Annotated in this window: 29 protein-coding genes; 28 read left to right on the top strand and 1 reads right to left on the bottom strand. The window is 54.5% G+C overall.

The annotated features are described in order from the left end of the window. Window positions 1-51 precede the first annotated feature (51 nt). The 11 genes from ACJ69_RS01660 to ACJ69_RS01710 are packed head-to-tail and all read left to right on the top strand — an operon-like array spanning window position 52 to window position 7,817. Window positions 52-696: a glycoside hydrolase family 19 protein gene (locus ACJ69_RS01660; protein WP_059346329.1), complete on the top strand. Its 645-nt coding sequence runs from the start codon at window positions 52-54 to the stop codon at window positions 694-696. Beyond that, complete coding sequence (locus ACJ69_RS01665; RefSeq protein ID WP_049111794.1) at window positions 693-956, top strand: DUF2644 domain-containing protein; 264 nt, start codon at window positions 693-695, stop codon at window positions 954-956. The genes ACJ69_RS01660 and ACJ69_RS01665 overlap by 4 nt, the downstream gene beginning before the upstream one ends. Then, the gene (locus ACJ69_RS01670; protein WP_059347799.1) at window positions 922-1,554 is read left to right on the top strand and encodes a hypothetical protein; all 633 of its coding nucleotides are present in this window, start codon (window positions 922-924) and stop codon (window positions 1,552-1,554) included. The genes ACJ69_RS01665 and ACJ69_RS01670 overlap by 35 nt, the downstream gene beginning before the upstream one ends. Before the next feature lie 8 nt (window positions 1,555-1,562). Continuing rightward, complete coding sequence (locus ACJ69_RS01675; protein ID WP_000171281.1) at window positions 1,563-1,805, top strand: hypothetical protein; 243 nt, start codon at window positions 1,563-1,565, stop codon at window positions 1,803-1,805. After that, entirely contained in the window at window positions 1,802-2,086 is a 285-nt protein-coding gene (locus ACJ69_RS01680) for a hypothetical protein (RefSeq protein ID WP_021567611.1), read from the top strand. Before ACJ69_RS01675 ends, ACJ69_RS01680 begins: the two co-directional genes overlap by 4 nt. A gap of 1 nt (window position 2,087) precedes the next feature. Beyond that, entirely contained in the window at window positions 2,088-2,588 is a 501-nt protein-coding gene (locus ACJ69_RS01685; RefSeq protein ID WP_000941096.1) for a DUF1804 family protein, read from the top strand. Further along, window positions 2,581-2,787 carry a hypothetical protein gene (locus ACJ69_RS01690; RefSeq protein WP_001568913.1) on the top strand — a complete coding sequence of 69 codons (207 nt, stop codon included), beginning with the start codon at window positions 2,581-2,583 and terminating at the stop codon, window positions 2,785-2,787. The genes ACJ69_RS01685 and ACJ69_RS01690 overlap by 8 nt, the downstream gene beginning before the upstream one ends. Window positions 2,788-2,811: 24 nt before the next feature. After that, the gene (gene terL, locus ACJ69_RS01695; RefSeq protein ID WP_059346330.1) at window positions 2,812-4,461 is read left to right on the top strand and encodes a phage terminase large subunit; all 1,650 of its coding nucleotides are present in this window, start codon (window positions 2,812-2,814) and stop codon (window positions 4,459-4,461) included. A gap of 2 nt (window positions 4,462-4,463) precedes the next feature. Continuing rightward, entirely contained in the window at window positions 4,464-6,032 is a 1,569-nt protein-coding gene (locus ACJ69_RS01700; RefSeq protein WP_048703798.1) for a DUF935 domain-containing protein, read from the top strand. Then, complete coding sequence (locus tag ACJ69_RS01705; RefSeq protein WP_059346331.1) at window positions 6,019-7,278, top strand: phage head morphogenesis protein; 1,260 nt, start codon at window positions 6,019-6,021, stop codon at window positions 7,276-7,278. Before ACJ69_RS01700 ends, ACJ69_RS01705 begins: the two co-directional genes overlap by 14 nt. Further along, entirely contained in the window at window positions 7,275-7,817 is a 543-nt protein-coding gene (locus ACJ69_RS01710; protein WP_059346332.1) for a phage virion morphogenesis protein, read from the top strand. The genes ACJ69_RS01705 and ACJ69_RS01710 overlap by 4 nt, the downstream gene beginning before the upstream one ends. A gap of 110 nt (window positions 7,818-7,927) precedes the next feature. Here ACJ69_RS01710 and ACJ69_RS26025 read toward each other — a convergent pair whose 3' ends face one another. Then, window positions 7,928-8,161, bottom strand: coding sequence for a hypothetical protein (locus ACJ69_RS26025; protein WP_232248396.1), 234 nt, complete (start codon window positions 8,159-8,161; stop codon window positions 7,928-7,930). Window positions 8,162-8,198: 37 nt separating this feature from the next. Here ACJ69_RS26025 and ACJ69_RS01720 point away from each other — a divergent pair, with 37 nt between their 5' ends. The 17 genes from ACJ69_RS01720 to ACJ69_RS01800 all read left to right on the top strand — a co-directional run bounded on the left by ACJ69_RS01720 (window position 8,199) and on the right by ACJ69_RS01800 (window position 21,996). Continuing rightward, complete coding sequence (locus ACJ69_RS01720) at window positions 8,199-9,314, top strand: phage protease (RefSeq protein WP_059346333.1); 1,116 nt, start codon at window positions 8,199-8,201, stop codon at window positions 9,312-9,314. Window positions 9,315-9,325: 11 nt separating this feature from the next. Further along, a complete protein-coding gene (locus ACJ69_RS01725) occupies window positions 9,326-9,718 on the top strand; it encodes a hypothetical protein (RefSeq protein ID WP_021567605.1) in 393 nt (130 codons plus the stop codon). A gap of 13 nt (window positions 9,719-9,731) precedes the next feature. After that, window positions 9,732-10,640 (top strand): Mu-like prophage major head subunit gpT family protein, encoded by a 909-nt coding sequence (locus ACJ69_RS01730; protein ID WP_021567604.1) that lies wholly within the window; start codon window positions 9,732-9,734, stop codon window positions 10,638-10,640. Then, window positions 10,640-11,047, top strand: a complete 408-nt coding sequence (locus ACJ69_RS01735) for an HI1506-related protein (RefSeq protein ID WP_045261516.1) — start codon at window positions 10,640-10,642, stop codon at window positions 11,045-11,047. Before ACJ69_RS01730 ends, ACJ69_RS01735 begins: the two co-directional genes overlap by 1 nt. A gap of 3 nt (window positions 11,048-11,050) precedes the next feature. After that, window positions 11,051-11,479, top strand: a complete 429-nt coding sequence (locus ACJ69_RS01740) for a gp436 family protein (protein WP_021567602.1) — start codon at window positions 11,051-11,053, stop codon at window positions 11,477-11,479. Beyond that, complete coding sequence (locus tag ACJ69_RS01745; protein WP_059346334.1) at window positions 11,479-12,138, top strand: DUF1834 family protein; 660 nt, start codon at window positions 11,479-11,481, stop codon at window positions 12,136-12,138. The genes ACJ69_RS01740 and ACJ69_RS01745 overlap by 1 nt, the downstream gene beginning before the upstream one ends. Then, on the top strand, window positions 12,125-12,346 hold the full coding sequence (locus ACJ69_RS01750) for a hypothetical protein (RefSeq protein ID WP_054829991.1): 222 nt from the start codon (window positions 12,125-12,127) through the stop codon (window positions 12,344-12,346). Before ACJ69_RS01745 ends, ACJ69_RS01750 begins: the two co-directional genes overlap by 14 nt. Beyond that, window positions 12,333-13,751 carry a phage tail sheath subtilisin-like domain-containing protein gene (locus ACJ69_RS01755; protein ID WP_054829992.1) on the top strand — a complete coding sequence of 473 codons (1,419 nt, stop codon included), beginning with the start codon at window positions 12,333-12,335 and terminating at the stop codon, window positions 13,749-13,751. Before ACJ69_RS01750 ends, ACJ69_RS01755 begins: the two co-directional genes overlap by 14 nt. A gap of 13 nt (window positions 13,752-13,764) precedes the next feature. Then, entirely contained in the window at window positions 13,765-14,139 is a 375-nt protein-coding gene (locus ACJ69_RS01760) for a hypothetical protein (protein WP_054829993.1), read from the top strand. Next, entirely contained in the window at window positions 14,140-14,532 is a 393-nt protein-coding gene (locus tag ACJ69_RS01765; RefSeq protein WP_059346335.1) for a hypothetical protein, read from the top strand. Between the two features lie 134 nt (window positions 14,533-14,666). Then, complete coding sequence (locus tag ACJ69_RS01770; RefSeq protein WP_059346336.1) at window positions 14,667-16,808, top strand: phage tail tape measure protein; 2,142 nt, start codon at window positions 14,667-14,669, stop codon at window positions 16,806-16,808. Continuing rightward, window positions 16,805-18,136 carry a DNA circularization protein gene (locus ACJ69_RS01775; protein ID WP_059346337.1) on the top strand — a complete coding sequence of 444 codons (1,332 nt, stop codon included), beginning with the start codon at window positions 16,805-16,807 and terminating at the stop codon, window positions 18,134-18,136. The genes ACJ69_RS01770 and ACJ69_RS01775 overlap by 4 nt, the downstream gene beginning before the upstream one ends. Continuing rightward, the gene (locus tag ACJ69_RS01780; protein WP_059346338.1) at window positions 18,120-19,337 is read left to right on the top strand and encodes a phage baseplate assembly protein; all 1,218 of its coding nucleotides are present in this window, start codon (window positions 18,120-18,122) and stop codon (window positions 19,335-19,337) included. Before ACJ69_RS01775 ends, ACJ69_RS01780 begins: the two co-directional genes overlap by 17 nt. Continuing rightward, complete coding sequence (locus ACJ69_RS01785; protein WP_054829994.1) at window positions 19,321-19,926, top strand: phage baseplate assembly protein V; 606 nt, start codon at window positions 19,321-19,323, stop codon at window positions 19,924-19,926. The genes ACJ69_RS01780 and ACJ69_RS01785 overlap by 17 nt, the downstream gene beginning before the upstream one ends. An 89-nt stretch (window positions 19,927-20,015) precedes the next feature. Beyond that, on the top strand, window positions 20,016-20,366 hold the full coding sequence (locus tag ACJ69_RS01790) for a phage GP46 family protein (RefSeq protein WP_059346339.1): 351 nt from the start codon (window positions 20,016-20,018) through the stop codon (window positions 20,364-20,366). After that, window positions 20,366-21,433, top strand: coding sequence for a baseplate J/gp47 family protein (locus ACJ69_RS01795; RefSeq protein ID WP_059346340.1), 1,068 nt, complete (start codon window positions 20,366-20,368; stop codon window positions 21,431-21,433). Before ACJ69_RS01790 ends, ACJ69_RS01795 begins: the two co-directional genes overlap by 1 nt. Further along, the gene (locus ACJ69_RS01800) at window positions 21,430-21,996 is read left to right on the top strand and encodes a YmfQ family protein (RefSeq protein ID WP_054829995.1); all 567 of its coding nucleotides are present in this window, start codon (window positions 21,430-21,432) and stop codon (window positions 21,994-21,996) included. The genes ACJ69_RS01795 and ACJ69_RS01800 overlap by 4 nt, the downstream gene beginning before the upstream one ends. Window positions 21,997-21,999 lie beyond the last annotated feature (3 nt).

Genomic DNA, 21,999 nt, shown 5'->3' on the forward strand with positions numbered 1-21,999 from the left:
CACCTAACCCGATGAAATACTGACGCCATCCCTTTTTAACCGGATGGCGTTATGCTTTTAACACTCCCACAATTTCAGCGAGCCGCAGGCCTTTCGCCAGTAATGGCGCAACGCTGGTTTGAACCATTCAGTAAAGCCACCGCTGAATTCGAAATTAATACATCAGCCCGACTTGCCGCCTTTATTGCTCAAACCGGCCATGAGAGCGCGGGTTTCAGTCGGCTCAGTGAAAATCTCTATTACTCAGATGCTGAGCGCGTGGCGCGTATTTTCCGCAGCGACTTCGATCTCAATAAGAATCGTATTATCGAGCCGAGCGAGGTTGAATTTGCCCGCCGCTATACCCGTAACCCTGAAAAAATGGCCAATTATGTTTACGCAAATCAGGGTGGTAACGGTAATGAAGCGTCAGGCGATGGCTGGCGCTTTCGCGGACGTGGCCTGATTCAGATTACCCTGCGCAATAATTACCGCCTTTGCGGTAAGGCGCTGGGCCTCGACCTCATCGCGAATCCCGATTTGTTACTGGAGTATCTCAACGCAGCCCGCAGCGCTGCCTGGTACTGGAAGGCAAATGGCTGCAACGAGCTGGCGGACAAAGGCGATTTTCTGGCTGTCACCCGCCGTATAAACCCTCCGGCTGAAGGTCAGGCTGACCGCGTGGCGCGGCTGAATGTCGCTAAGGCGGCGCTATGAAAATATCTCTGCGCGATCTGGTGACGAACCCGGCCACCGGTCGTCTCTCAACGTCAGACACCATCGTTTTTCTGGCCTTCCTGGTCAGTTCATTCGTACTGGTCTGGCTCACCGTTACCCGCCCCGAAACACCTGGTGAGCTGTATCTCACCTATCTGGGCGCATGGGTGGCGCAGAGCCAGGCATCAAAACATATGTCCATCAAACGAGCCAGAGAGGTGCGCGATGTGGGAAGCAGCCAAGAAAATCCTGAGGGTTAGCTGGAAACCGCTGCTCGTCGTCGTGGTTCTGACAGGCAGCGGGATATGGTTCGGCACCTTCATCACAGCCAACAAGCTGGACGCTCAGGCGCTGGCCTTCAGCCAGGAGAAGCAACGCCTGACTGATGGTTTCAGTGAAAAAGAACGGCAGTGGGATCAGGAGCGGCTCAGTGCTGCGAATCAGTATGCCGCTGATCTGAAGGCTGCTCTTGATAAGCAGAACGCCTGGCAGCAGAAAGCGGATGCGCTGACGCGCGAGCTGGCTGAAAAGCAAAAGAAACATGACGAGACTGTTCGCGATCTTAAAAGGAGGCTCGACGATGCACTTGATAAAGATGGTCCTGGTTATACCGGCATTGGTCCTGGTGGCCTGCAGCTCTTCCGTGAAGCCTTCGGCTACCCCGGAGCAGAAGGCCTCCCCGCTGATCAGCATCTGCCAGCCACCGCCAGAGGCACTTCTGGTCATTCCGGTCAGGCCACAGGCACCGGTGGCGGACTCTCCCCCACTGGAATAGTGTCGTTTTCAGCGGAATACGGCGCATGGTGCCAGCTCCTTGAGGGCAGGCTGCAGGCAATAAATGAGTATTACAGGAAGTGAAGAACATTATGACTCTTGATATGGCCTTTCAGATTGCGCTGGCGCTGGCTGCAACCTTTGGCACCATCTGGATACGTCGTCTGCAAAAAGACATCACCGACCTGGAAAAGGCGGTTGATCGCATCCGGGATGAATACCAGCGACGTGAGGATGCCAAAAGTAATTACACCGCAATGATGGATGCGATGAGGGAGCTGCGAGCGGCTATCGAGCGCATTGATAACAAACTGGACAGGAAACAGGACAAATGAAAGCCAGACATAAGCGCCGTACCCGCCGCGCGACAATCAGCCAGAGCGAGCAGGAAACGCTGAGCCGGATTTCCGCTCAACTCGACCGCCTGCAGGCCCCCGTCAGCCCGGACATTCTGGGCGGGATTAATGACAAGCTGAGCCGGATTGATGTTCGCCTCACTACCATCAGCGACGATGCTGCTCGCCGTGGTGCGTCTGCCGGTGCGATTACGGGTGGAATTGCAGGCGGTGTCATCACGGTGGCGATTCTGCTCATTCGCGCAAAACTGGAGCTGTGATATGGCGCATCCGCAGGAAACACGGGAAAAACTGCGACGATCTTATATCTTCGGCCAGATGTCGCTTGAAATCGCCTCCGCTCAGGCTGGCGTGGCATTTGCGACAGCTCGCCGCTGGAAGAAGGAAGCACAGGATGCAGGCGATGACTGGGATAAGTTACGCGCCGCTCACCTTATGGCTGGTAATGGGCTTGAAGAGATTGGCCGCGCCATTCTCACCGGGTTAATGACCCAGTATCAGACCACGCTGGAACTGCTTACAACCGAGTCTCAGCTCCCTCCAGGAGAGCGCGTCGAGCTTCTGGCAAGCCTTGCCGATGCATTTAACAAAGCCGTCGCAGCCAACAAGAAAATACTGCCGGAGGTGAGTCAGCTGGCGGTGGCGCTGGATGTTATTCAGAAGCTCAGCGCGTTTGTCGCAGAGCACTATCCGAAGCACCTGGCGGCATTCGTTGAGATCCTTGAACCTTTCGGCAAGGAAATGGAGCAACACTATGGCTGACCAGTTAATCCGGGTTAACAGTGAAAATTATGTGATGGCCAGTGACGTGCTGGGGGTCCGGTTCGCGGGCGGTAGAAACGTAACCGTCGCGACGTCGACAGGTTGCTACAGCCTTGACGTTGATCGAGATAAAACCGGCATCGAGTCGATGAACCGCTTCATCAGCGAGGTTAATAAAGCCCTCCGTAATCACCATTAACAGGCTGTTAAGGGCAAATTAATCATGGCCAGAACTAAGTTATCCAGCAAAGATTTTCTTGCCGAACTGGCGGAACTCTCCGCCAGTCTTCGTCGCACCATTGAAGCCGAAGATGTGGGCTTTGACCCCTCTGCAGCGGCAATTGCTGAACGTCGCGGCCTCGTTGCAGACCCTGTAACGGGGTTTGAATACTTTGTGCAGCATTATTTCCCGCACTATGTTCGCCATTCCGCCCGCAGTGAGTTGCATAACTATCTTTACAAGCGCCTTCCTGAAATCATCCAGGCCACGGGGAGTCAGAACGATGCAATAGCGGCTCCGCGTGGTGAAGCCAAATCCACCATCGTGAGTCAGCTTTTTGTCATCTGGTGCATTGTGCTGGCGCTCAAGCATTACCCGGTCATCATTATGGACTCCATCGACCAGGCCTATCCGATGCTGGAGGCGATAAAGGCGGAACTGCAGTTTAACCCCCGCCTGCTGATGGACTTCCCTGAAGCGACGGGCGGCGGCCGCGTCTGGCAGGCCGGGACAATTCTCACCCGCAACGACATTAAGGTGCAGGTCGCCGGTAGTGGTAAAAAGCTGCGTGGCCTGCGCCATGGCCCGTATCGACCTGACCTAGCTGTGCTCGATGATATCGAGAACGACGAGCTGGTGCGTAACCCTGAGCAGCGTGACAAGCTCGATAACTGGCTCAAAAAAACCGTCCTGCCGCTTGGCGGCGCGGGGGCCAAGTTCGATGTGGTGTATATCGGGACAATCCTGCACTACGATTCCGTGCTTTCCCGCACCCTTAAAAATCCGCTATGGACGCGGGCCCGGTTTAAAGCGCTCATCAGCTGGCCGCACAATATGTCGCTGTGGGATAAATGGGAAGAGATCCTGCGTAACAACGACGAAGATGGTCAGATGCTGGCGCAGGCATACTACCGTGAGCATCAGGCTGAGATGGATGAAGGAGCTGTTGTGTCATGGGCTGCGCGTCCGCTTTATGCCCTGATGCTCATCCGTGCCCGTGATGGCCACAGCACCTTTGATGCGGAATATCAGAACGATCCCGTCAGCGGCGAAGATGCGCCATTTACCGGCTGCATTAACTTCTGGGTCAACCGCCTTAACGAGTGGCGCTTCTATGGTGCATGTGACCCCAGTCTGGGTAAACACGGTAACAGCCGTGACCCTTCTGCGTTGCTGGTCGGCGGTTTCAACCGCTTCACCGGCATTCTGGATGTTGTTGAAGCGCGTATCCGTAAGCGTGTGCCGGACAAAATTATCTCTGACGTTATCGAGCTGCAGCAGGATTATAACTGCCTGGTCTGGGCGGTCGAGTCCGTCCAGTTCCAGGAGTTCCTGCGCACAGAACTGGTGAAGCGTTCCGCTGCGATGGGTATCCCCGTTCCTGCCAGGGCCGTCACGCCTTCGGTTGATAAGCTCCTGCGCATTGAGTCACTGCAGCCACATATGGCCAACGGCCTGATACGTCTGCACCCTTCCCAGACCACACTTATCGACCAGCTCCGGCATTTCCCCAAAGCTGACCATGATGACGGGCCTGATGCCCTGCATATGCTCTGGATGCTGGCCGTTTCCGGCGCTGGTAATTTCGAGTTTAAAGCTGTTCCCCGCCGTGGCCATAGCGGGGACAGGTTCGGTCCTTCAGGAGGATTTTGATAATGGTTCAGATTCTTGACCAGTATGGTCGCCCGCTAAATAAAGAGGTGCTTAAAGCCCCCCAGTCCTCCCGCACGTTCGAGCTGCAGCGTGACTGGCCAACTCACCCCTCACGGGGAATGACCATTGCCCGTCTTCCTCGTTTGCTTGAAGCGGCAGAGCGCGGCGACCTGGCAGCTCAGGCTGACCTTTTCGAAGATATGGTTGAGCGGGACGGGCATATCTTTTCTGAAATGGCCAAGCGCAAGAATGCGCTGCTTACTCTGGACTGGAGCATCGAGCCACCGCCGAACGCGACGGCGGAAGAAAAGCAGATCGCCGCGATGGTGGCCAGCTGGTTCGCTGACCTTCAGGAGATGGAAGATATTACCCTGAACGCAGCGGAAGCTATCGGGCATGGCTTTTCCGCTCAGGAGATTGAAAAGTGGGAGCTTGACGGCAATCTGTGGCTGCCCGTCAAAATCAAACTGCGTCCGCATCGCTGGTTCTGTACCACGCCGGAAGCCGGGGACGAGGTGCGTCTTAACACCGGCACGCTGGGTGGAGAAGAACTCTGGCCGTTTGGCTGGCTGGTGCATACGCACAACGCCAAGTCAGGTTATATCGCGCAGTCAGGGTTATACCGCGTGCTGGTCTGGCCGTATCTGTTTAAAAACTACAGCGTGCGCGATCTCGCTGAGTTCCTTGAAATCTACGGACTGCCGCCGCGTATCGGGTCGTATATGTCCGGGGCCAGCCAGGATGAGCAGGATAAACTCATGGAGGCACTAGTCAGTATCGGTCATAACGCATCGGGGATTATTCCTGACAACACCAAAATCGAATTTAAGGATGCCGCCGAGGGGCAATCCGATCCTTTCATGGCGATGATTAACTGGTGCGAACGCACCGCGTCAAAAGTCATTCTTGGCGGCACGCTGACGTCACAGGCGGACGGTAAGTCCTCAACCAATGCGCTCGGAAATGTGCATAACGAAGTCCGCCACGATCTGCTGACCGCTGATGCCCGCCAGCTGGAAGGGTTTTATCGTGGCTTCATTCGTATGCTGCTGGCCATTAATGGTTATAACGTCAGCCCCCGCCGTCAGCCGCGCCTGGTATTTGATACCCGCGAGCTGGAGAGCATTGAAACCTTCGCCAATGGTGTTTCCGCGCTGGTACGCGCCGGGATGGACACTATCCCGACCTCATGGATACACAAAAAGGTCGGGATTCCGGTACCAAAAGATAACGAAGCTGTGCTGACGCCGCCTGCTGCACCCTCTCCGGTGGGGCTGAGCACCACGCCGGTATTCCGCCATTTCACGGCACTGAGCACCACGGGTGAGGTTATTGACCCTGCGCAGGATGCGCTGGACAGCGCCACATCGCCAGGGGAGAGCATCGCGGTGGCTATGGATAAGCTGATTGCGCCGCTGGTCTCGGCCCTGAGCAAGGGGCAAAGCCCTGATGAGGCACTGGATATCATTGCTGCGAGTTATCCTCAGCTGGATGATGCGCAGCTGCAACAGCTGATAAAGCAGGCGCTGTTTGTCAGCGAGGTCTGGGGACGACTCAATGCCGAAAGCTGATGTTGATCTGGGGTACGCCATCCGGTTAAAGCCCGAAGAAGCAATTGCCTACTTCGAATCGAAGGGCTACGTCACTGGCTTTAACTGGCACGATGTTGAAGCCCGCGCCCACGCCACCAGTTTCACCGTGGCGGGCGTCCTTAAACAGGATGTACTTGAGGATATTCATAAATCGCTGCGCGAGCATATTGTTAACGGCGGCACGCTCCGGGACTTCGAACGGCAGATTACCCCAACGTTGATCCGTAAGGGCTGGCTTGCCGACCGTGCCAGGCTGGTCGCCGATGAAGATGGCGTTCTGGAGGGTAAACAACTCACGCCACGCCGTCTGCGCACCATCTTTGAAACCAATATGCAGGCGGCGTATGGTGCCGGTCGCTATGCGGAGCAGATGGCCAACGCGGAGTTTCGCCCCATATGGGAACGCGTGGCCGTCATGGACATGCACACCCGGCCACTCCACGCCAGGCTCAATGGTTTCACTGCCCGCTATGACGATCCTGTGTGGCAGTTCATGTACCCGCCTGACGGATACCACTGCCGCTGCCGCATTCGCGCCCGAACCCAGGCGGATGCTGACCGCATGGGGATTGAGGTCAAATCGTGGGAGCAGGACATTGTCACGGTACAACAGGCATGGGGACCAAAAGAAACCCGTGACGTTAAGGCATTACGCTTCAACGGTGAGCTTTACACCCCTGATGCCGGATTCGGGCACAATCCAGGTCAGGGCTGGCTCTCTTCTCTCGGACAGCGCCTTATGGATAAATCTGCAACCACCACGCCCCGGATTGCCTCTCAGGCCATCCATGAAACACTGTCTGAACCTGCTGTGCTGGATGCCGTCAGCGATGATGTGCGTCGCTGGGTCGACACCGTCAGCGTGCGGCAGAAGACCCGTGGCGACCTGAGGCGCGTCGGCGGTATCCAGCCTGAGCTGCTGAATCGCCTCGAAGAGCGTGGTGTTAACGGTGCGATCACATTAAGCATTCACGAAGAGGATGTCCGGCTGGCCCCAGGCCCGATGTGGTCAGAGCTTCCCGTACTGCTCCGTCAGCCAGCTGGTGTCTGGCTTGATGATGATGCTCTGGTGTGGCTCCTCTCCGGGCAGAACGGCATCCGCGCGGTGCGTGGTGTGGAGTCTGACGATGGCTGGCGTCTGTCGCTGATGAACGCAGGTGCCACAGTCACCCCAGGCGATGTGTTATCTGAACGCGCGGCGCAGCTGCTGGAGCTGAAACCATGAGCTACGCCATCAAATATGACATTGGTGACTTTGAGCGCTCACTCGGGGAACTCATTAAAAAGCTGGAAAACCGCGCTCCCCTGATGCGCGAGATGGCCGCTGCCATGGGCGATGCCGTCGAAGAAAACTTCGCGCAACAGGGTCGACCGGCGTGGATGGGCTGGAGCCCGGCATACGCCCGTCAGCGCCGGGGCGGTAAAATTCTCCAGAAGAGCGGTCGACTGGCGGCAAGTATCACCCAGTACAGCACGAATGATGAGGCGACGGTCGGGACCAATGTGAAATACGCCCGCATCCACCAAGAGGGCGGGGAAATCAGCATTCCGGCCCGCAGCCAGAAAGCCTACTATCGCCAGAACAAGGATGGTTCAGTGGGTAACCGGTTCGTTAAAAAATCCCGCTCCAACTTTGAGCAGTGGAACACTATCGGGGCGTATAAAATTAAGATGCCCGCGCGTCCTTTCCTCCATCTCACCGAAGATGACGTGGAGAAGATGGAGAATACGGCTGAGCAGTATCTGAAACGTATTTTAGACTGAGGGCAAATTCGTCCTGTAACGCGCTGTGACGCGTTCAGTCTGATTGTGCTAGAGTGATTCGCCAAAGAGGTGTTCAGACGTTTTTAAAAGCGGTTTAAAAAGGTCTGGGCTCATAAATGCATTACGGGAGCGAGCAACTGGACACATTCAAAGCTTTCCTTGATTATTTCACCCCGCAGCAGTGGGTTTTCATTGGCATCTTTGGGGGCCTGGTTATAAAGGTTGCTGAGTGGTTCACTGACCGATACTTTTCCCGCAGGCATCAGAAGCGTCAGTCTGCTAAACCCGATAAGCCGACAACCAAAGAAAACGATCCTCAGCGTTAATCCACTGAACCCCTTCATCTGAACCTCCCCGCAGTGGTGCCGTATCGTCGGCACCATGAAAAAGACACTCATCGCTTCACTCACCCAGGAAATAAACACCGCTACCCCCGGTGTCATTCAGCTCTTTCCGGCTGGTGAATTCCGCGCCCGTGATGGTCGCCCGACCGAATGCGCCGCCTGGCTGATGACGCGGGAAATTGCAGAGCGCCTTATTGCCGCAGCTGATGCCCGCGATACCCCTTACGTCCTGGACTACGAACACCAGACCCTTCGGGCCGCTAAAAACGGTCTGCCTGCTCCTGCAGCTGCATTCTTCAAAAAGCTGGAGTGGCGGGACGGTGAAGGTTTGTTCGCCATCGATGTCGAGTGGACAGCCGCTGCGGCTGCGATGGTCGAGGCGAAGGAGTATCGCTTTATTTCCCCCGTATTTTCTTACGACAAAACCGGTCAGGTGATGGAGTTGCTCAACGCCGCTCTGACCAATACACCAGCGGTCGACGGGATGGAGGAAGTGTTACTTGCTGCCGCCTCCCTGATGGCCGCGCATTTAACCACAGAGGGTCAGACCGAAATGGATGAAGAATTTCTCAACGAGTTACTGAGCAACCTGCGCTGGATGCTCAATCTGCCAACCGCTTCAACGAAAGAAGAGATCATGGCTGAGCTGCAAAAAATCATCACCATGATTTCCGGTGGCCAGGGGACTGCAGCGGCGTCGGTCAGTCTGCTGGATATCCTGAACCAGAACGCGCAGAACATCGCTGACCTGACGGCGAAACTCGACACGCCTGACCCGGCTAAATGGGTTTCGGTGGAGGTCATGCATTCAGCCGTTCAGCAGGCGACAGAGCGTGCCGGTGCGGGTAATACCGCCGCACTCGCCATGCAGCAGGCTGAAGCGTTGATTACGGTTGCCCTCAGCGACGGTCGTCTGCTTCCGGCGCAACAGGAATGGGCTGCATCACTGGCGAAATCCGATCCGGCCAGTCTTACCGCCTTTATCGAAAAAGCGCCAAAGATTGCCGCACTGACTACCAGTCAGACTCAGGGGCAACCGCCTGCAGGCCTTCCGTCACGCCCGTCACAGGGTGCTGAAGATGATGCGATTGACCCGGCCATCTGCTCAATGATGGGCAATGACCCGGAAAGCGTCGCGAAATACCTCAAATAAAGGAGAGCGAAATGGATCGTCATACCCCTTATCGCGACGGCCAGCTGTTTGCCGTCCCGGTTGCGGCAGCCACTGAACTCTTTGGCGGCCACATTATTGCGGCCAACGCAGCGGGCTTTGCTGTACCAGGCAGCGCCACGGCAGCCAATACCACCCTCGGCATCTGTGATGGCTGGGTGGATAACTCTGCCGGTTCCGCCGGTGATGCGAGTGTGCTGGTTCGTCGCGGTAAAGCCTGGTTCCTTGCCAACAGCACTGCTGACGCGGTCACGCAGACGCAGATTGGCAAGGATTGCTACGTGGTGGACAGCCAGACCGTGGCCAAAACCAGTGATACCAACGCCCGTCCGATCGCCGGAAAGGTGCTTGGTCTTGAGAATGATGGCGTCTGGGTTCTGATTTAATAAGGAGAGAACCGTGTTAATTAACGTAAAAAATGTACGTCAGATTTTCATTAATCTGAAAGCGACCTTCCAGAACGCCTTTGATCAGGCTCCGTCCGACTGGCAGAAGATTGCCATGGTGGTGCCGTCGACCGGGAAAGAAAACGACTACAGCTGGCTAAGCCGTTTCCCGAAAATGCGTGAGTGGATTGGCGACAAGGTGGTTAAAGCGCTCGCCGCGTTCAACTACACCATCCGCAACAAAGACTGGGAAGCGACGGTAGAAGTTGAACGTAACGATATCGAAGACGATCAAATCATGGGATATGCCCTGCAGGCGAAAGGTGCGGGCCAGTCCGCTGCAGAACTGCCTGCCGATATCGTCTTCGCTCTCCTGAGCAAAGGTTTCACCAATCTTTGCTACGACGGTCAGCCCTTCTTTGATACCGACCACCTTTCGGGGGGCAAGTCGGTCTCTAACAAAGGCACGAAAAAGCTTGCCGTTACCTCGCTTGCCGCCGCAAAAGCAAGTTACGGGGCTGCACGAACGGCCATGCGCAGCCTGAAGGATGATGAAGGCGCGTCCCTGAAAATTCGCCCGACCATCCTGGTTGTGCCTCCGGCTCTTGAAGACGATGCCAACTATCTGATGACGGCTGACCGCTTCCCTGACAATACGCCAAACCCATACAAGGGGACGGCTGAAGTTCTGGTTGTCCCAGAGCTGACGTCAGATACCGCCTGGTTCCTTCTGGACACGTCAAAACCCGTGAAGCCCCTGATTTATCAGGAGCGTAAAAAACCGGTCTTTGTCGAGCAGACCGACTACAACGCTGACAACGTCTTTATGCGCAAGAAGTTCATCTTCGGTGCTGAAGCCCGTGCAAATGGTGGCTACGGCTTCTGGCAGATGGCGTATGGCTCCACCGGGGAGGACGCATAATGCCGATTCAAATCACTGCCCGCCGCGATGGCTTTCGCCGTCTCGGCATCGCCCACAGCGCGAATACTGTCACCTGGCCGGATGACCATTTCAGCGACAGCGAACTCCAGATTCTGGAAAACGATCCCAATCTGATTGTGGTTCGTTTGCAGGATGTGCCTGAAAACGCTGGCGACGGCGATGCTGTTTCCGCCCTGACCACCGAGCGTGACGGCCTCAAGGCACGCGTCAGCGAGCTGGAGGCGACGGTTCTGCAGCTCAACCAGGATGGCGACGCGCTTAAGCAGCAGCTTGCCAGTGCAAACGGCACCATCACGGAGCTGGAGACGGTACGTGATGCACTGAGTCAGAAGCTGGATGCGCTGCAGGCCGGTTCGGAAAACCCGGACAAAAAGGCCAAGGGGTAAGCCATGTACGCGAACCGGGAGGACATGGTCAGGGCGTTTGGTGAGCGCGAATGCGTGTCGCTCACCGACCGCAACTACACCGGGCAGATTGACGATGATGTGCTGAACGGCGCACTCGTTCAGGCCAGCGCTGAAATCGACGGATATCTCTGTGGTCGCTATCCGGTGCCCTGGGCTGATGAGCCCCGTGTTCTCGTTGGTCGCTGCTGCAACATCGCCCGCTATCTTCTGTGCGGCTCTGAGACCCAGATGACAGCAGAAATCCGCGAGCGGTATGAAGACACCGTTCGCTACCTGGAAAAAGTTGCATCCGGGCGAATCAATCTGGGCCGCACGACGACAGGTGAAGTGGTGAAAAGCGGAACCGGTGCGCGGATGGTGTCAGGTGGTCGCGTCTTCGGGCGTGACCAGACTGGCGGAGGAAGTTTCTGATGGTGATTACGGATATTGAAAAAGCCATCGTGGAGCGCCTTCGCAAAGGTATGGGGCGTATGGCGAAGAATGTGCGCTCCTACGGTGGCGAGCTGGATGGCGAGCCTGCAGAGGTACTGCGCCAGCTGCCTGCGGTCTGGGTGACCTTCGGCGGGGTACAAAAAACCGAGCCATACAGCACAGCACGGCAACGGTTTGTGACCCACGGTCGTTTTGTCGTGGTGGTTGGCGAGCGCAGCCTGCGCAGTGAAGAAGCGGCCAGAATGGGTGGGCCGCATGTGCAGGAGGTGGGGACGTATATTCTGGTCGCCGCCGTTCGTCGTCTGCTGTCGGGTCAGGATATGGCCGATACGGGTATCAAGATTGCCCCGCTCAGCCCCGGTCGCGTACGCACGCTCTTCAACACCCAGATAGAGGCACAGGCTTTTTCCGTTTTTGCCTGTGAGTTCGACACGAAGTGGATTGAATCTGCACTCGAAAACGGGCGTTACCCGCTTACGGATGCACCTGAAGGTCATGCTGACCATATGTTCCAGATTTATGACGGTGTCACCTCAGACGGCGACCCGGACTGGCTGAGAACACGGCTCAGTTACGACCTTAAGCAGCCTGATAAAGACAATGCAGCAGAGGACATTATCAGTCATGAGCAAAATTAAAGTGATAGCCGCCAAAGGATTGAACGTGCCGCGCGAGGATAATGCGCGTCGCTACATCACCGATGCGGCCTCCCTTGAGGTGGAGAACACCGCTTATTACCAGCGTCAGGTAATGGCCGGTGATCTGATTGTTGTCACGGACAGTGACAAGAACACCAAAAACAAAAACAACGCAGTCAGCACGGAGGTGAACGGTGAGCAGTCCTAATATCAGTTTTGACACTATCGGTACGAACCGCAAACCGGGACAGTATTTTGAGTTCAACACCCGCCTGGCCGTTCGTACCCTGCCGGGTAACACCCAGAAGGTGCTGATGATTGCGCCAATGCTGGCCTCCGGTTCGTCTGCGCCGCTTGTCATTCAGTCTGTTTTCTCTGATGAAGAGGCCGCGACGTACTTTGGCCGTGGCTCACTGGCGCATCTGATGGCCACTGCGGCCATCGGAGCATACCCCTACCTGCAGCTGCAGATCGTCGGGGTCAGCGATGCGGCCACTGCAACAGCCGCGACGGGCAAAGTCACTGTGACCGGCACAGCATCTTCCAGCGGGAAGCTGAGCGTATCCATTAATGGCACGCGTATTGATGTCGGTATTTCGGCAGCAGATACGGCGGAGACCATTGCGGCAGCGCTGACGGAACTGATTACCCAGAAAGACGGGTTGCCAGTGACGGCAACGGCAAACGCGGGGGAAGTGACCCTGACCTGCCGCCATAAAGGGGCGGTTGGTAACGATATTATTGTCTCTTCCGGGGTGACGGCAGCGGGTATCACAGCGGCGGCGACCACGCTTGCAGGCGGCAATGTTGATCCGGATATTACGCCAGCGCTGGCAGCGGCGTTTTCTGCAGGTCATAACATTGTTGTTTGTCCGTTCTCCACCCAGGAGGCGATGACGGCGCTGCGTAACCATCTGACAAACGTCAGCAATGCGATGGAACAGCGCGGCGCAATCGGTGTGGGTGGGTGGCGCAAGTCCCTTTCCACCGGCATTGCACTGGCTGCCTCACTTAATGACGGGCGTATCACGCTGGGCTGGCATAGCGGTTCGGTAAAAACCCCGGCGCAGATTGCTGCTGCCTATGCCGCTGTTATCGCCAGTGAAGAGGACCCGGCCCGCCCGCTGAATACCCTTGCGATGAGCACGCTGGATGTGACAGCTGTTGAGAGTCAGCCTGGTCGAACCGAGCAGGAAAATGCCCTGCGTAATGGCCTTACGCCGTTTGAGATTGGCCCCGGCGACAAAGTGCAGATCGTCCGCGCTATCAGTACCTACACCAAAAACGCCCAGGGCGTGGATGATGTGGCACTGCTGGACATCACCACTATCCGAACGCTGGACTATGTGCGCAAGGCCTGCCGTGAACGCATCGCACTGCGATTCCCGCGCGACAAGCTCAGCTCAAGGACGCCACCTAAGGTGCGCAGTGAGCTGCTGGATGTGCTTTATAAGCTCGAAGAGCTGGAGATTGTCGAGGAGGTGGATGCCAACAAAGACGGTCTTATTGTCGAGCGCGATCTGCAGGATGCTAACCAGCTGAACGGTCGCATTCCTGCGGATGTTGTGAATGGCCTGCACGTCTTTGCCGGTCGAATTGATTTGCTGCTCTGAGGGGGAAACCAGAATGGCTCTTGAAGAATATGTTGGCGCGATCGTCATGGAAGTCGACGGCCAGGAAATTGAAGTAACCGACCTCAAGGAAGATGTGACCACCGGGCGTAAGCTGGTGAAGACGATGAACAAGACGGGCCGTGCCAAAGGTTTCTCCCGTGGCATCGAAGAGATCCAGCTGACTGTTACTGTGGTCATACCGGAGTCCGGCGACCTGAACTGGGGCGGTATTGAAGGTGCGAAAATCACCCAGTACCCGCTGAACAACACGGGCAAACGTGTTTCGTACCTGGACTGCTTCAGCACTCAGGCCGGGGCTCAGTATACCGTCGACAACGAAGCGAAGCGCGATATCACCATGAATGCGCTTCGTCGGGTGGAGGAATAAATGGAAAAGCAGCAGCTTTTATATGGCGTTAAATACGGTGATAAAGTCCATTTTGACTTTGCCGTCAGGCTGCCTGTGGTGAACGATACCATTGAAGCGCTGCGGGCAACCGATGAAGCCTGCGGCACTACCGAAGGCGCAGCCGCAAACATGTATTATCGCGTTGCGGTGATGGCGTGTGCAATTACTTCCCTCGGAGACCTGCCGAAGGAGGAAATCACGGCAGAGCTGTTACTTAACGAGCTGAATGACGATGATTTCGATCTCATCGATGCTCAGATTGAAGCCATTAAAAAAAAGCGGATGGATTTGAACAAAAGCTCACCGGGTACCGAACCCTCGTCCTTGCCCTCGGGCGATACGGGATCAGTGAACAACAAATCGGAAGCATGACCCGAACGGAACTTGACGGCTACACCGAAGCGCTTGCCCGGTTACATGGAAAGAAAACCGGGCAAACCACCACCCGCACAACCCGCACTGTCAAATCGCAACGCCGGAAGAAAGTCGGCAAACGGAGATAATCCATGGCGCGTAACTTACAACTGGCGCTGCAGCTGCTTGCCCGTGATACCGGCTCCAAAGTGCTTAAGCAGGCGCTGCAGGGCATCAGCCGTGATACCAAAGCGGCGCAAAAGACCGATGACGAGCTGGCGAAATCCCGCCAGCAGAACTCAACCACAGCGATTCGCGCCTCCCGTTCTCTGATTGAGGAATACCGTCGCGCCAGTTCGGCGCGAGCAACTCTTGGCATTCGCTCAGAGCGCGAAATACAGCGCGAAATACAGCAGACCATGGCGGCCTATAATCGCCTTACCCGCACAGGTATGCTGTCCGCAAATGAGCAGAACCGGGCTTTCAGGGCCATGACTGACAGGGTCAAGACGCTTAGAACTGAGCTTGGCGGCGTGAATGACTCAATGACACGCATGCAGCGCTTGCGTGCTGCAGGTTCAACCGTGGCAGCAGTAGCCGGTGGGTTAACCGCTGCGGGTATGATTATAAAAGACCCGGTTCAGCGTCAGATGGCTTACGAACGGCGTAATGCTGAGATTGCAAATACCGCTTATAACAACCTCTCAGCGCCAGACCGTATTAATAAAATACCTGAGATCAATAATGCAATCCGTGGGGCTGTTCGTTATGGCGGTGGAACACCGGAGGCTGCACAGGAAACTATTAATTCGCTTTTCGCAGGTGGTCTTGATGATAAAACGGCATTAAAAATCCTGCCGGATATTACTCGTTATGCTACGGCCTCAGGTGCAAACCCTAATGACCTTGCTCGTATTGCTATTGGTGCAATTAAGAACTTTGATATAAAGGCTGAGGATTTGCCAGCGGTATTTGATAAAACCATCAGGTCTGGGGAGAATGGTAAATATGAACTTGCTGATATGGCTGGTTCATTACCTTTAACCATGACAAAAGCTAACTCTGTAGGTATGTCAGGGTTAAAAGATTTGGATGTAATTCTCGCTATGCTACAGGCTAACGCTGAAACAGCAGGTGATAATAGCGCTGCATCAACAAACGTTAATAACCTGCTTGATAAATACACCAGTGCTGACACTCAGAATGCGTTAAAAAATAAAAGATTCAGGACTAAAGACGGAAGGATGCTTGCCTATGCTGATTATATGGCTGACCAGCGATTTTCAGGCGTAAATACTTCTGATGCATTCACCAATGCAGTATCAGGTATTGTTTCAGCCGACCCACGCGTGAAGAAATTACGGGCTCAGGCTACGAAATTTAAAGGGACGGACAAGGAGAAAGATATCCTTGCCTCACTGGATATTATAGTTTCCTCAATTACATCGAAAATAGTTGCTGACCAGCAGGCCAGTACCGCACTAAAAACAAGCATAATGAAAAAAGACTTCATTAAGGAGCAGATTTCAGGAACGCGTGATTCCGTTGGCGCTGGTGCTGCTTCATATGATGTGATCTCATCAACCAATGATTTTAAATCACAACAATTTGAATCAGAGAAAATGTTCTCTGAGCAGGATGCAATGAAACCTGTCGCCGATTTATATGGTGATTTGACGTCAAAACTTTCTGATTACGCTAAAGAATATCCTGAGCTAACCACGGCTATTTCTGGTGCCACCACAGGTATTAAAGCCATGACTGCAGCGGCGGTAGCTTTTGCAGGGCTAAACTTCCTGACTGGTGGGGGAATAAAAATGCCAGGCTCTCCAGGCGGTGGAGTGCCGACTGCAGGGGGATCTGCTCTTGGGCGTGCCTGGTCCGTTATTCGTGGCGGAGCTGGCAAGGTATTAGCCCCACTGGCCCTCTATCAGGGTATGCAGGATGCGCCACTTGTTCATGTTGAGCGAGGTGATGCTGATGCACGTGCGCGGCTTAAGGTTGACAACTATTCCAGTGAGTCAGCACGCATGCTGGATGCAGTAAAAGCCCGCCCCGGATTGCTGGATGTCGTGGATGAGGTCAAATCATGGTGGAGTTCTCCGGCCACGATGGGGCAAAACACACCAGCAACAACAGGCGTGCCGTCTTATCTTTTGCCCCAACAGCAACAAAAATCACAACCCATTAACCTCACCACAAAGTTGATTCTGGACGGCCGTGAAATTGCATCAGCGGTCAATGAATACAACGGCCAACAATCCGTTCGCGGCTCAACAGGAGGCCCGCAGTGAGCTGGGAAGATTCATTACAGGATGCCTCATTCAGGGGCGTCCGCTTTGATGTGGTTAATACCCGTGACAGCGCCAGCCGAGACATTGCAACGTATGAGTATCCCTATGTGGATGGTGGTGATGTTGATGACCTTGGCCGCAAGCCTCGTAACCTGCGAATGACGGTCCTTTTCTGGGGCGACGATTACGATGTGCGACTGCAGGCGTTTCTGGCCGCGCTGGATACCCGCGGCAGTGCGGAATTAATTCATCCCGTTTTCGGCTCCATGACGGGCATGCAGTGCATTGAGTATCAGGCATCGCATGAAGCGGAAAACGTTGATTACTGCGTTGTCGAAGTAGTCTTTATCCAGGGGGGACGTAATCTGCCTTTCTTTGGCAGCGACTTCCCGCTGTCGAAAGCCGATATCATTTTCAACCAGGCGCAATCCGCTCTGGAGAAAGCCCAGACGGCCATCGACAATATTCTCTCGCCTCTGCGTACAGCGAAAAAGTGGATGAAAAAAGCGAAATCGCTGGCAACCACGACGCTGAACATGGTGACCGTGCTTAAGGGGGAACTGACGGGATTTGTCAGTACCACCTCGGATTTTGTTAATTACCCGAAAGCGTTCATGAATGACCTGCAGAGTGCGCTGAGTCTGACGTCGTTTCAGTCCAAATCAAGTGTCAGTAATAATCCCGGAAGCTATTCACAGTCCTCAGACGTTTCCGGCACAGCGGGCATCGTGATGGCCGACTGGAAGAATGGCCGTAATAATCTGCAGGATGTGGCCGCATTACCTCAGCAGATAGTGACCGGGCAAAAGACGGTTGCTGTTGCCGTTCCGGCAGGGTCATCAACCTCGGATATTACCGAGCTGGTAACGGCGGTAAAAATTCAGGTTGCAATCCAGCTGGCACTTGATGCTTCAGACATACTCAGTGACAGCAGCATCAGCGATATTCTGTCTCCTGTCGATATTGAGCAAATCACCAATGACACCAGGACGGCCATTCAGGAGGCAATCGACCAGACGCGGGACACCTTTGCTGCCGATACGCAAAACGTGAGTGCCGGTGAAACACCTGGTGGCGTGACCTGGCAACCCGTGGTTGAAGGACTCAAGGATATCGCCCTGACCGTTCAGGAGCTGGGAGCAGCGGTTATTACCAGCAGACCACCACTGACTACGCGAGTGGCATTGTCCGACACTAACCTGCATTTGCTGGCCCACCTGTGGTACGAGGACTACACGCGCGCCGCCGAGCTGCTGCACCTTAATCCGACACTACGTAATCCTAACAATATCAAAGCCGGTGACGTTCTGAATGCCTACTCAAGATAAAGATTCGCAGAATACAGTGAGCCTGGTTATTGATGGCAAAATCCATAGTGCATGGAGCCGCTATCAGATTGACTCCGATTATCTGATCCCCTCCGATGCATGGAGCGTAACGCTTGGGCTGCCTGATGGTATTTTCCCTCCGGCCATTAAACGTGGTGTGCCGGTGCTGGTCAGGGTGGGTAATGATGTTGTCATGTCCGGTCGGGTGGATGTGGTTCAGCGCCGGGTATCCCGTCAGCAGGTCTCTTTATCGCTTTCCGGTCGCGATGGCGCAGCCGTGCTTGTTGACTGCGCTTCACCCGTTTTCACCTCCCGCCAGCTCAGTCTTGAAGAAGTGATCGCCCAGGTTGTCAGGCCGCTGGGGATAACGAACATCCGCATCGAGGCTGAATCATCCCTGCGTAATGACAAGGTCAGCGTGGAGCCCGGAGAGCGTGCGTGGGATACCCTTGAACGTGCAGCTGCCGCACGCGGGTTATGGCCATGGTTTGAGCCAGATGGCACGCTGGTAATTGGAGGGCCGGACTACACAAAAGACCCCGTGGCCACGCTTGTTTTGAATCGTGACGGTCGGGGAAATAATGTCCTCGATCTCAGTGACCGGTCATCCATTACCGGTGCGTTCTCTGAACTGACAATGCTGGCACAGGGACACGGCCAGGGGAAAAAGTCAGGGAAACTGGAAGTTATTGACGTTGATGACCAGAGCGCCGAGGCTGAAGACGATGATGATGCCGACGCAATTTATGACAGCACCGGCTCTGCAGAGAATGGCTTTCATGGCTTACGTAGTACCGTTCGCGACAGTACCGTACCTTTCTATCGTCCGCAGATTATGGTTGCCGGTGATGCTGATAATCAGGCGCAGGTTGATTATCGCGCGAGAAAGGCCATGGCTGACGCCCGTCTGAACGGGTTTGATCTGACGGCTATTGTTAAAGGCCATCGCATGGATAACGGTCAGTTATGGCAACCGGGCCAGCGTATTCGTGTCCGAAGCGAGCCACATGGCATTGATGACATTTACTTCCTCATGGGAAGAGAGTTTTCAGGTGGACGGCCAGACAACACCATTACCACCCTGCGTCTCAAAGAGGACGCCATATGGATACCGGATGCTTATCCGAAAAAACGCAAATCACGTAAGCGTCGCGCCAAAGTAAATAAAGAGCTGGAGATTATCGATGTGGAACAAAATTGATTCTCGTATTAACACGGCGTTAAACCGTATAAGACAGGCCTTCAGGGGCGTTTTAATAAGGGTTAACAGCGGCGGTGATATTCAGACCATTCAGGGTAAAGGCCTGGCTACTGAGTCTCTGCAGGATGTGGAGATGTTCCAGCAGTACGGTTTTACATCCAACCCGCCCAGGGGGACTAAAGCCATTATGCTCCCGCTTAACGGGCGCACCAGTCATAGCGTGGTGATTGCCACGGAACACGCTGCATACAGGCTAAAGAACCTGAAAAGTGGTGAGCTTGCCATTTATTCGGATGAAGGAAGCAACATTATTCTGAAGCGCGGAAAAATAATTGAAGTAAACTGCGATGAATATATCGTTAATACTAAAAAGCACACGGTGAATACCGAACAACATATTGTTAATACCAGAACGTATAAAACCACAGCCTCAGAGCGGGCAGATTTTGATACACCACTGCTGAAAGGCAGTAATGAAGTCGCTGACGGTAAGTCTACGCTGAACACCATGCGTGAGACTTATGACGGTCACGACCACAACCACGGCGGCGACGCAGGCACAACGCAGAAACCTAATCAGCAAATGTAATTTGTGGTAACGTAAGTTCTCCTTCAAAAGCAATACCCACTGAACCCCTTCACCGATAATTTAAATTTCCATGCCGATAGTATTACGGCATGGAAATGTTGATTGATCCAACGACCGGCGATTATACCGGCGACAGCTCAGACTCTTTAGCGAATGCCGTCTACTTACGGCTGATGACGCCCCTTGGCTCATGGTGGGCAGATCCAACGCTGGGCTCTCTTTTACATACACTCCGCCGCGAGAAGGATGTGTCCCGCGTTCAGAGACTCGCGGTGCAGTATTCGCAGCAAGCCCTGCAGCCGATTATTGACGACGGTCGTGCTCTGTCCATTTCCATCACCGCCGAGCACTGGCAACAAGGCTGGATGCTGCTTCATATCATCGTCACGTCTGCGAGCGGAACACCGCAGACGTGGAAATATCCGGTTAAGGTCAGCTGATGCCATTCATTACCAAAAATGCCGCACAAATCCGCACTGACATGCTGCGTGACATCAAGAACCTGCTGCAATTACCTGATGACAAGCTGGGGCCAGACAGCGACTGGTATGTACGGGCATCGAGTGTGGCCAGCGTTGCCGAAGGTCTGTATCAGCATCAGGGATGGATAGTCCGCCAGATTTTCCCGGATACGGCAGACGCTGAATTTTTGTACCTGCATGCCCGTTTACGCGGGTTAACCAAAAAAGCCGCCAATAATGCCTCCGGGCCCGCCACCTTTACCGGCGAACCAGGAGCAATTGCTGCTGCGGGGCTTGTTTTCAAACGCGACAGCGTTTCATGGACAACCACCGAAGACATAACTATCGGGCCAGATGCGAAAGCCTCCGTTAATGCGATTTCTTCTCAGGCCGGAACGACAGGCAACACAACGTCCGTCATATCCGCCACACTGACCACCACACCTGATGGGTTCGACAGCACTGTGATGGTCGGCCTGATGACCGGAGGCACGGATGAAGAAAGCGACGCCGAACTTCTTGCCAGGCTGCTTGAAATCATTCGTCGCCCACCTGCCGGAGGTAATAAGTACGATTATAAACGCTGGGCGCTGGAAGTATCAGGTGTGTCCGCAGCATATGTGTATCCCTTAAGGCGAGGTCTCGGAACGGTCGATGTTGCTGTTACATCTGCCGGAGGTTTACCGTCGCAGGACGTTATAAACAGAACCCAGGCACATATTGATGAAATGCGCCCGGTGACTGCCAAAAACACAATGGTCATTATTCCTGCTATTCAGACATTTAATGTGCTGGTCAGGGTGTCACTGGATGGCATCACGCTGACCGATGCCAGAACCGCCATTAAAGCTGCTTTAGAGGATGATGACCTGCGTCGTGAGCCCGGCGTGGCGTTTATCCGAAGCCAGGCGGGAACATTGATCTCACTCATTCCAGGTATAACGGACTATGACATCGTCACTCCGGCCGCGAATATTTACCCGGCAATAGACGAGGTCAAAGTTGAATGGCTTCGCCTGGGGGATGTGGAGGTTGAGCTTCTGTGAGTTACTACAACCTTCTGAACCGCCTGTTACCCCTGTCTTCATATAGCCCAGGACAGCCATTGCTTGATGCCTCCATTCGCGCTGAGGCTACGGTATTTGATGTTGTAGAAAACTCTGCCGGGCTGGCTGAATGCGGCGTTACGCCCTTCTATGCACAAAGCCTTCTCCCTGACTGGGAGCGTGTGCTGGCTATTACCCCACCAGAGGGCGCGACCTATCAGCAACGTCAACAAAGGGTTATTGCAAAGCTGTCAGAAGTTGGCGGTCTCAGTATTCCTTATTTCATTCAACTGGCAAAGAACCTTGGTTACACCATCACAATTGATGAACCTCAGCCATTTCGCGCAGGGATAAACCGCGCCGAAGATCGTCTCTGGATAAAGGACATCATCTGGGTATGGCGCGTCAATATTCAAAATTCTGGCGCTCAGATTTACCGATTCAGGGCGGGTAGTTCAGCCGCTGGCGAACGTCTGACAGAGTTCGGCGATTCAATTATTGAAGAGGTGTTTCGCGATCTTAAACCCGCACACACCTTTTGTTACTTCGCGTATCAGGAGTAAGTA

The organism is Enterobacter asburiae, assembly GCF_001521715.1.
GTDB classification, from domain to species: domain Bacteria; phylum Pseudomonadota; class Gammaproteobacteria; order Enterobacterales; family Enterobacteriaceae; genus Enterobacter; species Enterobacter asburiae.

What these genes read in the sequence shown, in the direction of transcription:
- ACJ69_RS01770 (WP_059346336.1), top strand. Translation starts at nt 14,667, where the DNA reads ATGGCGCGTAACTTACAACTGGCGCTGCAGCTGCTTGCCCGTGATACC.
- ACJ69_RS01765 (WP_059346335.1), top strand. Translation starts at nt 14,140, where the DNA reads ATGGAAAAGCAGCAGCTTTTATATGGCGTTAAATACGGTGATAAAGTC.
- ACJ69_RS01720 (WP_059346333.1), top strand. Translation starts at nt 8,199, where the DNA reads ATGAAAAAGACACTCATCGCTTCACTCACCCAGGAAATAAACACCGCT.
- ACJ69_RS01685 (WP_000941096.1), top strand. Translation starts at nt 2,088, where the DNA reads ATGGCGCATCCGCAGGAAACACGGGAAAAACTGCGACGATCTTATATC.
- ACJ69_RS01780 (WP_059346338.1), top strand. Translation starts at nt 18,120, where the DNA reads ATGCCTACTCAAGATAAAGATTCGCAGAATACAGTGAGCCTGGTTATT.
- ACJ69_RS01705 (WP_059346331.1), top strand. Translation starts at nt 6,019, where the DNA reads ATGCCGAAAGCTGATGTTGATCTGGGGTACGCCATCCGGTTAAAGCCC.
- ACJ69_RS01670 (WP_059347799.1), top strand. Translation starts at nt 922, where the DNA reads ATGTGGGAAGCAGCCAAGAAAATCCTGAGGGTTAGCTGGAAACCGCTG.
- ACJ69_RS01785 (WP_054829994.1), top strand. Translation starts at nt 19,321, where the DNA reads ATGTGGAACAAAATTGATTCTCGTATTAACACGGCGTTAAACCGTATA.
- ACJ69_RS01790 (WP_059346339.1), top strand. Translation starts at nt 20,016, where the DNA reads ATGGAAATGTTGATTGATCCAACGACCGGCGATTATACCGGCGACAGC.
- ACJ69_RS01745 (WP_059346334.1), top strand. Translation starts at nt 11,479, where the DNA reads ATGGTGATTACGGATATTGAAAAAGCCATCGTGGAGCGCCTTCGCAAA.
- ACJ69_RS01795 (WP_059346340.1), top strand. Translation starts at nt 20,366, where the DNA reads ATGCCATTCATTACCAAAAATGCCGCACAAATCCGCACTGACATGCTG.
- ACJ69_RS01710 (WP_059346332.1), top strand. Translation starts at nt 7,275, where the DNA reads ATGAGCTACGCCATCAAATATGACATTGGTGACTTTGAGCGCTCACTC.
- ACJ69_RS01740 (WP_021567602.1), top strand. Translation starts at nt 11,051, where the DNA reads ATGTACGCGAACCGGGAGGACATGGTCAGGGCGTTTGGTGAGCGCGAA.
- ACJ69_RS01700 (WP_048703798.1), top strand. Translation starts at nt 4,464, where the DNA reads ATGGTTCAGATTCTTGACCAGTATGGTCGCCCGCTAAATAAAGAGGTG.
- ACJ69_RS01750 (WP_054829991.1), top strand. Translation starts at nt 12,125, where the DNA reads ATGAGCAAAATTAAAGTGATAGCCGCCAAAGGATTGAACGTGCCGCGC.
- ACJ69_RS01690 (WP_001568913.1), top strand. Translation starts at nt 2,581, where the DNA reads ATGGCTGACCAGTTAATCCGGGTTAACAGTGAAAATTATGTGATGGCC.
- ACJ69_RS26025 (WP_232248396.1), bottom strand. Translation starts at nt 8,161, where the DNA reads ATGAAGGGGTTCAGTGGATTAACGCTGAGGATCGTTTTCTTTGGTTGT.
- ACJ69_RS01680 (WP_021567611.1), top strand. Translation starts at nt 1,802, where the DNA reads ATGAAAGCCAGACATAAGCGCCGTACCCGCCGCGCGACAATCAGCCAG.
- ACJ69_RS01735 (WP_045261516.1), top strand. Translation starts at nt 10,640, where the DNA reads ATGCCGATTCAAATCACTGCCCGCCGCGATGGCTTTCGCCGTCTCGGC.
- ACJ69_RS01675 (WP_000171281.1), top strand. Translation starts at nt 1,563, where the DNA reads ATGACTCTTGATATGGCCTTTCAGATTGCGCTGGCGCTGGCTGCAACC.
- ACJ69_RS01760 (WP_054829993.1), top strand. Translation starts at nt 13,765, where the DNA reads ATGGCTCTTGAAGAATATGTTGGCGCGATCGTCATGGAAGTCGACGGC.
- ACJ69_RS01665 (WP_049111794.1), top strand. Translation starts at nt 693, where the DNA reads ATGAAAATATCTCTGCGCGATCTGGTGACGAACCCGGCCACCGGTCGT.
- ACJ69_RS01660 (WP_059346329.1), top strand. Translation starts at nt 52, where the DNA reads ATGCTTTTAACACTCCCACAATTTCAGCGAGCCGCAGGCCTTTCGCCA.
- terL (WP_059346330.1), top strand. Translation starts at nt 2,812, where the DNA reads ATGGCCAGAACTAAGTTATCCAGCAAAGATTTTCTTGCCGAACTGGCG.
- ACJ69_RS01725 (WP_021567605.1), top strand. Translation starts at nt 9,326, where the DNA reads ATGGATCGTCATACCCCTTATCGCGACGGCCAGCTGTTTGCCGTCCCG.